This window comes from Streptomyces sp. NPDC047081 (assembly GCF_040643775.1).
In the GTDB taxonomy this organism is placed as follows: Bacteria; Actinomycetota; Actinomycetes; order Streptomycetales; family Streptomycetaceae; genus Streptomyces.
This window is the reverse complement of the sequence record NZ_JBEYUY010000006.1, coordinates 199,826-212,128: the sequence shown is the minus strand read 5'-3', so window position 1 is coordinate 212,128 and position 12,303 is coordinate 199,826. Positions and strand designations below refer to the sequence as shown.

The window sequence follows — 12,303 nt, the reverse complement described above, 5'->3', positions numbered from 1 at the left end:
GGTGATCACTCGCTTTCGGGGTTGGTGGATCGGTGAGCGGCGGTGAAGTACAGGCGGATGCGCCTGTCGTCGCGGGTGGGGTACTGGCGGGCCGGGCCGGTATCGAACGCGGCGGCCACGGTCTGGCCGATGCGGTCGACGTCGTCCGGCTCGCAGATCACGCGGATCTCGAACACAGGTCTCCTTGGGGCTACTTGGAGCGGGCGAGCTTGAGGGTGATCCCGCCGGCGCCGACGGGTCCGGCGGCGCCGGCGATGACGGTCGCGGTGTGTGAGGCCACGTCCATGAGCCAGCAGAGCGCGGCCACCACGCCCCACGCGCCGAGCGCGGCGGCGCCTGCGATGGCGAACGGGACAAGGAGTCGCACCCACGGGACGGCCGTGCGCTCCGTGCTGTGGACGACGATGACGACCGGCGTTCCGGTGGCTTCGGCGCGGCGGTAGGCGTCGGCGGGTATGTGCGGGGCGAGGATCCCGGGCGGGTCCGTCGGATGCATGACGCACTCCCATCTGGCTTGGCGGGAAAGGGCTGTTGGGGCTGCCTGCCGCTGGTCAGCGGTGGTTTAGTGGATGACTGGTCGGAAGGGGGAACCGGTGGCGCACCTGCACTTCGACTGCTGGCACTGCGGCGAAGAGAACGTCGTCCACGGCGACGGCTGCGACTGCTGCGATCTCGTTGAAGTGCCGGCGGAGTGGGACTGCTGGAACTGCGGTGCGACGAACGCGACCCCCGATTAGTCGGCGAGCGTGTGCATGCCGCCGACGGAGGTGATCCGGCCGTCTGCCTTCAGGTCTCCGAGCGCGTTGCGGACGGATCCGGGCTTGACGGCCTTACCGCCGTCGGTCTTTACGGCTTCCAGCACGCCGTATGTGTCCAGCGGGCCGTTTCGCAGCGCGCTGACGATCCGGTCGGGCAGGCGCAGCGCGTGGCCCGGTGCGGTGGCCCCGGAGGGCGTCGGTGTCGACGTCCCGTCGCCGTTCTCGTCGTCGTAGAGCGGCAGGATGACGCCCGTGCCGCGTACGGCGTACTGCTCGCCGGCCGGATCCACGGAAGCCGCTTCCAGGGCGGGTACGGGGCCGTCGCCGTACAGCTCCACGATCTCCGGGTCCAGGCCCGGGGTGGGGGCGATGGAGCCGACGCGGGAGAAACGCAGCATGGCCGTGGGGTGTTCGCCCGTGAGGTGGTAGGCCATGCCCTGCGTGCCGGGGCGGTCGTCATCGGCGTCCGCGTCCAGCCGCGAGCGCAGGGTGCGCACTCCGAGGTACTTCGGGATCGGCTGAAGCTGTTCGCCGGTCGGCAGCAGGCCGTCGGAGACGAGTTGCCGCATCATGCCCGACGACCAGCGCAGCAGGATCACTTCGCCTTCCTTGAGCATGCCGCGCAGGGTGTCGCTGCCGCCCATCTCTTCCAGGTGGGAGGCTTGCGCGGCCAGGCCGACGCCGACGCCGACCGAGCGGCCCGTACGCCCCAACTCCTTGACCAGGGCGGTGGCTTCTTCGCGGTACGGGGCGCCCTTCTCCAGCAAGCGGTTCGCTTCGTCGATCCAGACGAACAGCAGCGGGTCGGGGTCGTCCTTGAGGAACGCAGTGCGTCCCAGGGCGGCATAGCGGCGCATCCGCTCTTCGGCGACCGCGACGGCCGCCCGGAGCATGTGGATGGCCTCGTCCTGCGTGGTGGCGTGCCAGTCGACTTGCCCCTTGGCCTCCGGCACGGACTGACCGGACTTGAGGTCGGCGAGCCACGTGACGGCGCCGTTGCGCTTCAGCGCCGCGAGGATGAGCTGAAGGCTTCGGCTCTTGCCGGCGCCGGTCGTGCCGAACAGGGCGATGCGCTGGGCGCTGCCTGTGAGGATGTCGTACAGCCGCAGGTGGACCGGGCGGCCGTTGTGGTACCGGCCGATGATGATCCGGCCCTTGCGGTCCATCGTGAGGTCGTGGTCGGTCGGCGCGGGCGTGGCGGCGAGCGGGTTGGAGGGGTAGACGGTGACCAGGGCGCGACTCATGCCGTCCTGCTCGACGACGACCCGCGCGGGGTCGTCCACCCGTAGGGCCGCGCACAATGCCATGTGGTCGTAGCGGCCCAACCCGCCGTAGGGAGTGGCGATTTCGATCTCGTACAACTGGCCCATCAGGTCAGTTCCTTGTCCACGTCTATCGCGGTGACCTTGAGCAACTCCGTGCCGGGCAGCACCTGAGCGGCGATGTGTTCGGCCCATGCCGCATGCGGGTCGCTGGATGTCGGCGCCTGGCCGACGGTGAGCCGCTTGAGACCCGCCCCGCGGCCCGGCACGGTCGTGATGGAGATCAGCTCTTCGGGGACGTCCATGAGAGCGGACAGGTGCGCGAGCGAGATCGGCGGTACCGGCTGACCCTCCGGAGCGGCGATGACCGCTTGCAGCGAGTCGGGGCCGGTCTGCTTGGGGTCGATCAGGCGAGTTCCGGGGGCGATGCCGCCCTCGACGCCGACGCGCTCGGCCCACCACCGCGACAACGGGTGCGCCTCGACGACCACGGCGGGCGCCGTCGCCGCGACGGCCGGGGCGGGTTCCCTGCCGAGCAGGGAGCGGGCCAGGCGCGCGGGCCGGGTGAACCACACGCCGGCCGTCCACGCGGCCACCGCCAGGGCCTCGGCCCAATGGGTGCCGGGAACGATGCGTTCGGCCGCGAGGATGGCCAGCAGACCGGCGCCGGGAGTCACGTACAGGGTTCGCGCCGTGATCGTCACGAACCGGTGGGCGAGGCTGAAGGCGGTGGCGAAGAGCAGACCGGCGCCGGTCGCCGCGATGGTGGCGAGCGCGGTCGGTGCGGCAAAGTCGTCGGTGAACAGGCCGCAGGTCAGGGCCGCCGATCCGGCCAGGGTGGCGGCGCGGCCCGTGTAGTTGCGGGCGACGGCGATGTACGTGCGCAGGGGCAGCATGGCGGTCCTTCCGCGGGAGGGAAACAAGCGGAGGACGGCCCGATTGCTTCCGGGCCGTCCTCGTGCGCGCTGGTTGATCTAGCGGTTGCTGTAGTACTCGCGGTCGGCCACCTGGCCGTCCTTGGAGTTCATGGCGTCGGCCACCGGGCCGTAGTCGGCGCGGTGCGCGTCGGCCGTCTGCTGGAACATCACCGACAGGTCGGAGGCGGCTTCCGCCATCGCGTCGGCCTCTTCCAGAACCGAGCGCATGACGCTGGCCGCGTCGTAGTGAGCGGCCACCACGTCACCGTCCACATGCAGGGAGGCGGCTTTGTCGGCGAGCCGGTCGACGGAGGCGGCGCATCCCTCCACGTATCGGTAGGCCGATCGGACGGCCTCCGAGAGGAGACCCAACGCGGCGCCTGCGGCGGCGAGTTGGGTCAGTAGGACGGTGTAACGCACGGCCTCGCCGATGTATTCCGTGGTCGTGGCCAGGACGCCCCGTGGGCGGGGGACGAGTTCGGACATGGGCCCTACTCCTCGTGGTATTCGCGCTCGGCGGGGGCGACGTGCCCGGCGTCCTTCACGGCGTCGGCCACGTGCTTGTCCTCGGCCGCCGCCTTCTGCCCCGCGGCGGCGATGGCTTCGGAGGCGCGCGGCAGGGTCTCGGCGACGGCCTCGGCGCGGTTCTTGACCGTCTCGGCCTTCTCTATGAGCCGTACGACCATGCCCGCCAGGAGGCCGGGAACCTTCAGGTCCAGGATCTTGGAGTAGAGGGCTTCCAGGCGGTCCGACATCGCTTCGCACTTCTCGGCGGCGAGACGCGCGTGGTCGGCGCCGGCCAGGATCTCCTGTGCCATGTCGGCGTCGGATTCGATGACGTCATAGACCGTCAGGTCACTGTCGGTGTACTGCGTGCGCTTGACCGGTGCGGTCATGAGACCTCCCGTCGGTGCTGGACGCGGTGCCGGCGCCGTGGTGCCGGGCCGCCGGGTGTAGGGGGTGGGCGCCGCTGGAAGTGCCCGCTGGCCGGTCGTCACTGCGGCCGGAGTGCGCCCCGGCGTCGGCCGGTCGGCCCGCTCGACAGTGACCGTGTAGTCCACGACCCACCCCGGCGGCGGCTTCAGCCACTCGCCACCCGAGCGGGGTGCGCCGGAAGGGCCCGCGGTCGGCTGCTGCCGCGGGCGCCGGGTCCTCGTGCGCCGCGTCCTGGTCCGGGTTCCGGGCCGCTTGCGGCCTCCCCTGCGCTTGCGCCGGCGCTTGGAGCCGGTGGCCGTCGGGCCGGTCGTGGGGGCGCCGCGGCCCCGCCAGGGACGCGAGCCAGGAGCTCCGCCCGGCGTACGGACAGACGACGCGCCGCCCGCTCCCGGCTTGCCGGGCCGCTTGGCCGAACTGACCGCCGCAGGCCCCCGTTTGGCCGGTACCGCCGCGCCCGCTCCGGTCTTCGCCGTGGGCGTCTTGGCGGTGCTGATGACCGGCGGATCCAGGTTCCGGCGCCGTTTCCTGAGCCTGCGCCGGGCCTCCTTCGCGATGGCCTGTGGCAGCGTGCGACGGCCGGAGCCGGGCCGGGAGCCGCCCGAACCCGCAGGAGTCCGGCCCGCTGAATCGGCCCGGTGTGCGAGGCCGTTGCGGATCCGGTCGGCCGCGCGGTCGCGGACGGCTGCACGGATGCCGGGCCCCCGACGGTGCGCCGGGGCGAGCGCGTCCGGGCGGTGCCCTGCGCTGCGGAGGGCGTCCCTGCGGGCGTCCCGGGCCCGGCGGTGGTCCGCAGGGCTCGCGACGCCCTTACGGCTGCCAGCGGGAGCGTCCGCGGGCCGCCGGGCCGGTGTGCTGGACGACCGCAGGGCCGCCGGCACGCCCCGGGATGCGGGCGCCGCTCCCCTCGGAGCGGCAGCGGCCCGCGGCAACGCAGGCGGACGCCCGCTGTTCCCTCTCACCGACCGGCCGAATTCGGGGCCGGACAGTATCCGGGCCCGCCGGTTTTCCTTTCGGTCGTCCGGTCGCGCCTGTGCGGCGATTGCCTTGTGGTGGTCCGCGCGAGCCTTCAGGTATTCGGCGATGTGGAAGGCGCCCCGCAGAGCGGCCACAGCAATACCGGCGGCCATCACCATCGTCATGGCAGCCACATTCCGTACCGGACGATCCGACGGATCGACGACGGAATGCACCATCGCGGCGTGATCCACTTCCGAATCGTCCCCGTCGCCGTCCTCCCCGCCCGGAACTACCGGATCGGGCAGGGAGAGATGCGACGGCGGTACGGCGTCCGGTGTGGACGGAAGGACCGGGAAGGATCCCGCGCCCTGCGGGGTGCTGTGGCCGGGGTCCGGCGGGGTCGGCGACGGGGGATCGGCCAGGCGCACCAGTGGGAGGTCAATGACCCTCCCAGGGCCGTCTTCGTCGGCCATGTCCCCTCCTCTCTACGACTACTTGACGTGATGGGAGGTGATGCCTTACGCGCGCGTGACGCGCGCCTGTGGCCCCCGGACGGACCCGGAGGGCGGTGAGGATGATGAGCGCGGAGCGTTACCCCAGGACCGACGACAGCCGCTCGTGCAGCAGGCGGACCAAGTCGGCCCACAGCGGGTCATCGTCGCCGGCGTAGGCGCGGGCCATGTCCACCAGGACGATGGCCCGCTGACGGTTCGTCGTCGCCGCTTCCTGCCGCTGCTTCCAGCGCTCCGCCTTCAGTTGGCGACTGCGCAGCGAGCCCTCTGCCACCGCTCAGGCCTCCCTCGACAGGTAGTCCATGAACGACGGTCCGTCGGCTCCATCGCGGAGCGCCGGAGCCGAATTCGGCGCCATTCCCGGAGCCAAGTGGCGGACGTTGTCAGCCGAATTCACGGCCGCCTTACCACCCTGCGCCTTCAACTCCTTCGCACGCTTCTTCTCCAGGGCCTTTGCCTCGCGCTTCGCGGGCAGGGCCTCGTAGTTCTTCTCGTACCGCTTGTTGACGGTCACCAGGGACGTCAGCGCACTTTCCAGGCTGTCAACCGCCTGGAAAATGGGCCGAACCGTCGACCACGCCCGGATTCGGTCCTGATACGGCATGTCACCGAACAGGCGCCCGTCCTCCGCTAGGTCCGCCTGAAGCTCGCGGGCCAGGCGACGCAGGTCGTCGACGACCGGCTGAATCTGCTGCCGTCGCTGCTGAAGGTGGATCCGGCGCCCCTCGGAAGTACGGAGCATCTCCGGCGTCCACGCGTTGTTGTTGGTCCCCACGGGGGAGCCTCCTTGATTCTTGCCAGGCCAGGGCACCAGGGCCAGCTCACCGGGTCTGCACGCCGGGTCTGCGAGGGGGCCGCTCACCGGGGCTCACCGGGTCTGCTTCACTGGTGCGGTCGACTGCTTCCGGCAGTCGCGACGAAGGCCAGCCCAATTGCCCTGGGCTGGCCTTCATTGCGTCGTGCCGGACGACGGTCAGGCTTCGGATTCCTCGTGGGACATCAGCGAGCCCCACGCCTTGCGCACGCGCTGTTCCCCGCCCACGAACCCCGCCTCGCGGAACGCGGCGACGGCCTGGCGGTAGGAGAGCGGCGGGTCGTCGGTGTAGCGCAGGTGTCGGAGCACGACCACGAGTTGGACGTCGTCCAGCGGCTCCCCAGGCTGCGGGGTGGGCACGCCGGCCACGCCCGCGATCTCGGCCAGCGTCACGGGCGGCTTGGCCGGAGGCGTCACGGGCGTGACGGCCTGCGGCGGAACGGTTTCGAATTCGGCCGTGACCTGCGTTTCTTCGTCCGTCACGGGGGGTGTGACGCCCTCCTCGCCGGAGGCCTCGACGGCGGGTCGTTCGGGAGCGGCCGTCACGCTCGGAGCGGGGGCCGTGACGGGCAGGGCGAACATGCCCGCGAGCGCCGCGTCGGCGCCGTCGCTCATGCGCTCGCGCTGGACGTCGACCAGGCGCGCCCCGAGCAGGGCATCGCCGGTACCGACCTTCTTGGCCAACTTCCACGACGCGCGCTCGGAGTCCTCGCGGGCGCCCTGGTCGGGATGGTTGGCGGCGCGGGCCCGGTGGTAGGCGAGGCGCTGCACGACCGCGGCGTTGCGGCGCTGGGCCTCGACGTCCACGCCGGTGCGGTAGACCACGATGCGCCGTGCGAGCAGGCCCATGCCCTCCGCAGACACGCACATGGCCAGCGGGGTGACGGCGAACACCACGGCCTCCGTCACGGTGTTGGCGATGGCGGCGCCGGTCAGGGAGGCCACCGCGGGCAGCGTCCACAGCCCGAGCCGGACGGCCGCCGGGGCGGACTGCCCGAGCATGGTCAGGCCCACCAGGACCAGCGCGAGCACCAGGGTGGCGCCCTCCCCGGCGGCGACCACCCCGAGCGCGGTGGCGGAGCGGTGGAAGACGGAGGTGATGTTGCTGTAGGTACCGACCGCGCCCAAGCCGCCGAAGGCGACCATGGGCACCGCGGCGGCTCCCAACACGATGATCTGGCCCCAGCTCAGGGCCCGTTCTCGGGTGTCGTACATCGGAACTTCCTGTCGTCGAAGGGGAGTTCAGGCGGTGCGCTGTTCCTCGGCGGTGATGCACATGCCGCAGATGCCGTGCGAGCGCGGGATGCAGTAGCCGACATCGAGCAGGCAGCGGGGGCAGGTGCGCCGGGCGAGCATGGCCAGCGCGAGCGCACCCCACTTGCGCGACGTCATCGGGCGGACCGGCTTGGCGCGGTCGATGCGGTAGAGGTAGCCCACCCGCACCCCGCCGGCGCGCCGGTTGACCCGCATCACCTGTGCGGCGATCGGCTGCCCGCCGGGCCGTAAGCCCCGGGTGCGGAGCTGTCGGCGGGTGGCCAGGCCGTCGGGGGCCAGGCGCCAGGGGTAGGTAGGGATGCCGTGGCGGGCGCCGGTCGGGTCGAAGCACTTGCCGAACGCGCCCGACATCAGGCAGCCGCTCCGGCCACCGCCGGGGCGGGGATGTGGCCGTAGCCGACCAGTTCCAGCGTGGCGCCCGCGTACTCCGTCACCGTGCGCAGCACGCGCGTGCGGCCTCCGCTCTGGGTGCCGTAGGTCACCGCGTTCGGGGCGATGCCCAACGCGCCACGCCAGGCCTCGAAGCCGGCCAAGTCGTCGTGGAAGTCCAACTCCAGCCGGTCGGGCCAGATGGTGGTCACCCGCACCGCGGGGGCCGGCAAGTGCCCGAAGTCGACGGCGAGCAGGCGCAGCGCCCGCAGCGGCACGGACAAGTCGTCCAGCGTCAGACCGTCGCTCATGCCGCAACTCCCTTGCGCGCCGCGCGGCGGCGGGCGGGACGGGCCAGCGGAACCACGTCGAAAAGGTCCGGGCGATCGTCGACGACGCGCGTGGCCAGACGAATCAGCTCGTCGGGCAGGTTGCGGTACTCGGGATGAGCGAGGATGTCGCGCGCCGCGTCCAGCCGCGCCGCCCGTTCATCATCGGTCTCGCCCTCCACCCCGAGCCACAACTCAACAGGGGTGCCGAGCGCGAGTTCCGCGAACTCCGTCGCGGTGACGGCCTGATGACCGGCAACGATGCACTTCATGGAGGTCACTCCTCACAGTGAACGGCCCGTCAACGCCCCGGAGTTGCCTCGACGGAGCGCGTGCCTTGGGGAAGATCCGCACCGGATGCGGTGCGGGTAGGACCCTCGAAGTCCTCATCAAACGGGCAGGCCACCGACGTGACGCCAGCGCCCTGCCCGCATGACGAGCGGCAGCCCGGGTCATCACTCCCGTCTGCACTCGCAGGTGCGGCATTCCGACGAACCCCCTCCAGGTGTCCGTGTGCCGCCCTTGTTGCCACGTGGCGAGTTCGCCTCGGTCGTCGCGCCCGTCTGCCCTTACGGGTACGGGGATGAACCGCTCGCTTGGCCAGCCGCTCCGGTGTCACCCAGAAGCGGCCACCAGCCACGTTTTCGGGGATGTTCTGGCCTCCCCGAGCGCCGTTCCGATCTGCCCTGCTCGCCCCGGACCCGACCTAGCGGGTCCGCCGGCTCAGCCGCTGTCACCTTCCGCATCGTCTGCGGAGTCGTCACCAGCGGGACACAGCAGATCTTCGGTTGTCAAAGATCGAATTGCGCCTTGCACACACCACGCCCCGATGTGACTCGGAAATCTGGTGCGCACCAGTAGAGTGCAACTGGTGCGCACCAGAGTCAAGGGCTCTCGCCGATTCGAGAGGGCGATCACCCCTCGCGGTGCACTTCAAGGAGACCGTTCGAGACGGGGGATTCGGTAGCCAACAGGACTTAACTCCCGTCCTGTTAACCCCTGTTGACCTGCGGCAATGTGAGGCATCCTGAGGGAGTCAGTGGGTGGACCTATCGCCGGACGGTGGTCTGTGAGCACAGGACTTCGGAGTGCGCGAACGGCGCGCGGCTGGTCTCAGGAGCGACTGGTTCGCGAGATCGAGCAGTACGCCCGACGACATGTCACTGACGTGGCCTCAACGGCGAGTTTGCGGGTGTACGTGTCCGAGTGGGAGAACGGCAAGCGCACCATCTCGGATCGCTACGCGGAGATCCTGCGCCGACTCCTTGGCGTCACCGATGCCGAGTTGAGGGGCAGCGCGGACGCTGTCGCCCTGCCCGTGGCGGACGGGTACGACGAACTCTTGAGCAGGATCGATTCAGCCAGCAGCGTAGGCGAGTCCATGGTGCAGGCGTTCAACGCCCAGACCGAGCTACTGCGCACCATGGACCGGCAGTTGGGCGCGGCGGGCCTGGTAGACCAGATGACGGGCCACCTGGCCGCACTTGAGGACGCGCTGAACTTCGCGGTGCTGCCGAGCACACGTCGCCCCGTGGCCCTGGCGCTCGCGGGAGCGTCGACCCTGGCCGCGTGGCAGGCGATCGACTCGGGAGCCGTCGAACGAGCGTGGCGACACTACGAGTTGGCGAAGCGTGCGGCGCACGACGCTGAGGCTCCGATGTACCTGGCGCACGCCATGGCAGAGCAGGCGTACGTACTCTGCGAGGCTGGTCGGCCGGCACTCGGTGTGGAGCTGGTTCGCGATGCCCAACGCTCCCTTGGCCAGGACGGATCGCCCCGCCTCCGGGCATGGCTGTACGCCGCTGAAGCTGAGCTGTGCGCTCACGTCCCGGGAATGGCAGACGACTGCCGACGAGCGCTCGACATGGCCATGGCCACCATCCCGCCTGGTTCCGAGGACCGAGACCCGGACATGTTGAGCATCTTCCTGAACGGCGCTCACTTGACGCGGTGGCAGGGCAACGTCCTGGCCCTATTGGGGGACGACGACGCGGTGACCAGCCTCTACAGCGCTCTGGAAGTCGCCGATCCGACGTTCGTACGGGCAAAAGCCGGTCTGCACACCGATCTCGCACAAGCCCACGTGGCAAGAGCTGAGTACGACGACGCGCACACCCACTTGAGGCAGGCTCGCCTCTTGGCGAGCCGCACGGGTTCGGTACGGCAGCGCCGTCGCGTCGACTTGCTCAGCGCTCGGCTGTGACGCCTGGTTTGCCGCGGCTCGCCAAGAGGTGAAGCAGGCCAACCAGGGTCCCAGAGCCCATCAGTTCACCGCGCGCCATGAGCCCCGGAACGTCGGCCAACGGAACCCACTCGATGTGCGCGGCCTCTTCGAGATCCGTCGGTGACCCCACCTGCTCAGCCCCGTGGCCCACGAAGATTTCGTGAGGCGAGTCGACCATCCCGACCATGGGCTGATAGGTGACGACGTGCTCAAGCGACTTCGGCCGCCAGCCGGTCTCTTCCACGACTTCCCGCAGCGCCGTGTCCGCGGCATCCTCTCCCTCATCCACGATGCCGCCGGGGAGCTCCCAACCGAACTGCTGCGGGACGAAGCGGTATCGCCACATCATGAGCACGCGGTCTTGGTCATCCAACACCGCCGTGACGGCGACGTGATGCAGCTTCACGACATGGTGCTCGAAGCGCTCGACACCGGGCGGTTCCACGTCCCAGAGCTGGAGCTTGACCCACTGGTTGTCGTAGAGGTCGCGTTCGCCGTGGATCTGCCACGGCTCAAGACCCTCGGGAGCCTTCACACTGACGGCGCCCGGCACCCGATACGAGCTTCGCCCGCGAACCTCCAAGGCACCTTCAGCCACGAGCCGCGTCAGCACTTGCCGGAGAGCCGTCCGACCGATGCCGAGTTCGTCGACCAGCGTGCGTTCCGAGGGGAACTTGTCGCCGGGGGCATACTCGCCGGCGGCGAGCCGTGCACGTAGTGCCTCGTAGACCTTGGTCGTCTTCGGTCCCATTCGCGGAGCACTCTCCGTTCCTGCCGTGGTGCGTACCAGCCTAGCCGCCATGAGTCACGCTGCTGCCGGACGATCTTGGGTGAAGCGCGCGGCTTTTTCGAGTCAGGACGAGACGCGACTCCACTCGATGGGTACACAAAAACCCAGGTCAAGCCAATGTGACCGAGTGGTGTCTTCAAGTCGGGGCCCCACTAGATGCCATCCCACCCAGCGGGTGCACGGTGAGCTTGTGAGCCCCTATGAACGAGAGGGCTGTTACGGCTCTCCCTCATCCGGGAGGAGAAAGCACATTGGCGGTGTTGACGCGATCTAGCCAGTGGTTGCCATCTCTCGGTAACCTCCGAGTGATGGCGCAGGCGGAGGGGGCTCTCGACTGCGGTCGAACGCGCGCAGAGGGGGCTGTGCACGCCAATGAGATATGAAATCGTCAGCGAAGTAACAGTGAACGGTCACACGTATGAGTGCTACGACGTTCACGCTGATGACGATCTAGTAGACGAGGTCGCACGCTTAGTCTGTGAGTTGTATGTGGATCCAGAGGACCTTATTGAGTCCCTTCGTAGGGCATCCGCAGACCTAGGTTTGGTTGCATCGGAAAATGAGCTGACAACTCTGATTGACGAGGTCGCCGCATCTGTAATTCCTCAGATGAATATGGAGGCCAAGGCGATACATTTGCAGACGCCTCGAAATGAAGTCGCGGAAATTCTCGCCTACGATGCGCTGCAGACATTGCACAAGGTAGTTATCCCTGCCTCTCGAATACGTGAAAAAGAAGTGCCAGGGCAACCAACGCGCGGTATTGATATATTTGCGCTTATCATGCACCCAAAAGTGCGTGCGGTAGTCTCTGAGGTCAAAGCGTCCTCAGATTTGGCTAGCCCTCCCGGCGTTGTGGGAGTCGGGGATGATAGTATGCATGCACAAACAAAAAAGCGCCTAAAGGATCGCAATACGCTGCTCGCGGAACTAACGTGGGCCCATAAACACACAAGCGACGAAATGAAAAGTAACGTCGCAAGAGCATTGCTTTCGTTGACGCGCAATGACGCGGAACCACCCGTAGCAGCGCCTGTTCTAGTGAGACCCATGGAGAGGTACAGAGACACAGACTTCGGATGCTTCAAAGAAGCGCCCGAAGAGTACGCTCCTGCCCAAGTGCGTTTCTTGGTACTACGTATCCCTGGCTCGCTAGAAGA

15 protein-coding genes are annotated in these 12,303 nt (G+C 68.9%); 2 read left to right on the top strand and 13 right to left on the bottom strand.

Annotated features, from left to right (window positions below):
* Positions 1 to 5 precede the first annotated feature (5 nt).
* Positions 6 to 176, bottom strand: a complete 171-nt coding sequence (locus ABZ848_RS13920) for a hypothetical protein (RefSeq protein ID WP_360830344.1) — start codon at positions 174 to 176, stop codon at positions 6 to 8.
* A gap of 14 nt (positions 177 to 190) precedes the next feature.
* On the bottom strand, positions 191 to 496 hold the full coding sequence (locus ABZ848_RS13915; RefSeq protein ID WP_360830341.1) for a hypothetical protein: 306 nt from the start codon (positions 494 to 496) through the stop codon (positions 191 to 193).
* A 97-nt stretch (positions 497 to 593) separates the two neighbouring features.
* Between ABZ848_RS13915 and ABZ848_RS13910 the strand changes: the two genes are divergently transcribed.
* Complete coding sequence (locus tag ABZ848_RS13910) at positions 594 to 737, top strand: hypothetical protein (protein ID WP_242772696.1); 144 nt, start codon at positions 594 to 596, stop codon at positions 735 to 737.
* On the opposite strand, the gene ABZ848_RS13905 is transcribed toward ABZ848_RS13910, so the two are convergent.
* The 10 genes from ABZ848_RS13905 to ABZ848_RS13860 all read right to left on the bottom strand — a co-directional run bounded on the left by ABZ848_RS13905 (position 734) and on the right by ABZ848_RS13860 (position 8,401).
* A complete protein-coding gene (locus ABZ848_RS13905; RefSeq protein WP_360830337.1) occupies positions 734 to 2,128 on the bottom strand; it encodes a transfer protein in 1,395 nt (464 codons plus the stop codon). The two genes, ABZ848_RS13910 and ABZ848_RS13905, sit on opposite strands and share 4 nt — an antisense overlap.
* Positions 2,128 to 2,916 (bottom strand): hypothetical protein, encoded by a 789-nt coding sequence (locus ABZ848_RS13900; RefSeq protein ID WP_360830334.1) that lies wholly within the window; start codon positions 2,914 to 2,916, stop codon positions 2,128 to 2,130. The genes ABZ848_RS13905 and ABZ848_RS13900 overlap by 1 nt, the downstream gene beginning before the upstream one ends.
* Before the next feature lie 78 nt (positions 2,917 to 2,994).
* Positions 2,995 to 3,423, bottom strand: coding sequence for a hypothetical protein (locus tag ABZ848_RS13895; protein WP_360830331.1), 429 nt, complete (start codon positions 3,421 to 3,423; stop codon positions 2,995 to 2,997).
* Positions 3,424 to 3,428: 5 nt separating this feature from the next.
* A complete protein-coding gene (locus ABZ848_RS13890; RefSeq protein ID WP_360830328.1) occupies positions 3,429 to 3,833 on the bottom strand; it encodes a hypothetical protein in 405 nt (134 codons plus the stop codon).
* A 1,588-nt stretch (positions 3,834 to 5,421) separates the two neighbouring features.
* Entirely contained in the window at positions 5,422 to 5,616 is a 195-nt protein-coding gene (locus ABZ848_RS13885) for a hypothetical protein (RefSeq protein WP_360830325.1), read from the bottom strand.
* Positions 5,617 to 5,619: 3 nt separating this feature from the next.
* Entirely contained in the window at positions 5,620 to 6,117 is a 498-nt protein-coding gene (locus ABZ848_RS13880) for a hypothetical protein (RefSeq protein ID WP_360830322.1), read from the bottom strand.
* Between the two features lie 198 nt (positions 6,118 to 6,315).
* On the bottom strand, positions 6,316 to 7,371 hold the full coding sequence (locus tag ABZ848_RS13875; protein ID WP_360830319.1) for a hypothetical protein: 1,056 nt from the start codon (positions 7,369 to 7,371) through the stop codon (positions 6,316 to 6,318).
* 27 nt (positions 7,372 to 7,398) lie between these two features.
* Positions 7,399 to 7,782 (bottom strand): RRQRL motif-containing zinc-binding protein, encoded by a 384-nt coding sequence (locus tag ABZ848_RS13870; protein WP_360830316.1) that lies wholly within the window; start codon positions 7,780 to 7,782, stop codon positions 7,399 to 7,401.
* The gene (locus ABZ848_RS13865) at positions 7,782 to 8,111 is read right to left on the bottom strand and encodes a hypothetical protein (RefSeq protein WP_360830313.1); all 330 of its coding nucleotides are present in this window, start codon (positions 8,109 to 8,111) and stop codon (positions 7,782 to 7,784) included. Before ABZ848_RS13865 ends, ABZ848_RS13870 begins: the two co-directional genes overlap by 1 nt.
* On the bottom strand, positions 8,108 to 8,401 hold the full coding sequence (locus ABZ848_RS13860) for a hypothetical protein (RefSeq protein ID WP_360830311.1): 294 nt from the start codon (positions 8,399 to 8,401) through the stop codon (positions 8,108 to 8,110). The genes ABZ848_RS13865 and ABZ848_RS13860 overlap by 4 nt, the downstream gene beginning before the upstream one ends.
* Positions 8,402 to 9,321: 920 nt before the next feature.
* Here ABZ848_RS13860 and ABZ848_RS13855 point away from each other — a divergent pair.
* Positions 9,322 to 10,332 carry an XRE family transcriptional regulator gene (locus ABZ848_RS13855; protein WP_360830308.1) on the top strand — a complete coding sequence of 337 codons (1,011 nt, stop codon included), beginning with the start codon at positions 9,322 to 9,324 and terminating at the stop codon, positions 10,330 to 10,332.
* Here ABZ848_RS13855 and ABZ848_RS13850 read toward each other — a convergent pair.
* Complete coding sequence (locus ABZ848_RS13850; protein ID WP_360830305.1) at positions 10,316 to 11,104, bottom strand: NUDIX domain-containing protein; 789 nt, start codon at positions 11,102 to 11,104, stop codon at positions 10,316 to 10,318. The genes ABZ848_RS13855 and ABZ848_RS13850 overlap by 17 nt on opposite strands.
* Positions 11,105 to 12,303: the final 1,199 nt, after the last annotated feature.

Coding starts and splice junctions, on each gene's coding strand:
- ABZ848_RS13850 (WP_360830305.1), bottom strand. CDS start 11,104: ATGGGACCGAAGACGACCAAGGTCTACGAGGCACTACGTGCACGGCTC.
- ABZ848_RS13875 (WP_360830319.1), bottom strand. CDS start 7,371: ATGTACGACACCCGAGAACGGGCCCTGAGCTGGGGCCAGATCATCGTG.
- ABZ848_RS13895 (WP_360830331.1), bottom strand. CDS start 3,423: ATGTCCGAACTCGTCCCCCGCCCACGGGGCGTCCTGGCCACGACCACG.
- ABZ848_RS13865 (WP_360830313.1), bottom strand. CDS start 8,111: ATGAGCGACGGTCTGACGCTGGACGACTTGTCCGTGCCGCTGCGGGCG.
- ABZ848_RS13890 (WP_360830328.1), bottom strand. CDS start 3,833: ATGACCGCACCGGTCAAGCGCACGCAGTACACCGACAGTGACCTGACG.
- ABZ848_RS13915 (WP_360830341.1), bottom strand. CDS start 496: ATGCATCCGACGGACCCGCCCGGGATCCTCGCCCCGCACATACCCGCC.
- ABZ848_RS13860 (WP_360830311.1), bottom strand. CDS start 8,401: ATGAAGTGCATCGTTGCCGGTCATCAGGCCGTCACCGCGACGGAGTTC.
- ABZ848_RS13900 (WP_360830334.1), bottom strand. CDS start 2,916: ATGCTGCCCCTGCGCACGTACATCGCCGTCGCCCGCAACTACACGGGC.
- ABZ848_RS13870 (WP_360830316.1), bottom strand. CDS start 7,782: ATGTCGGGCGCGTTCGGCAAGTGCTTCGACCCGACCGGCGCCCGCCAC.
- ABZ848_RS13905 (WP_360830337.1), bottom strand. CDS start 2,128: ATGGGCCAGTTGTACGAGATCGAAATCGCCACTCCCTACGGCGGGTTG.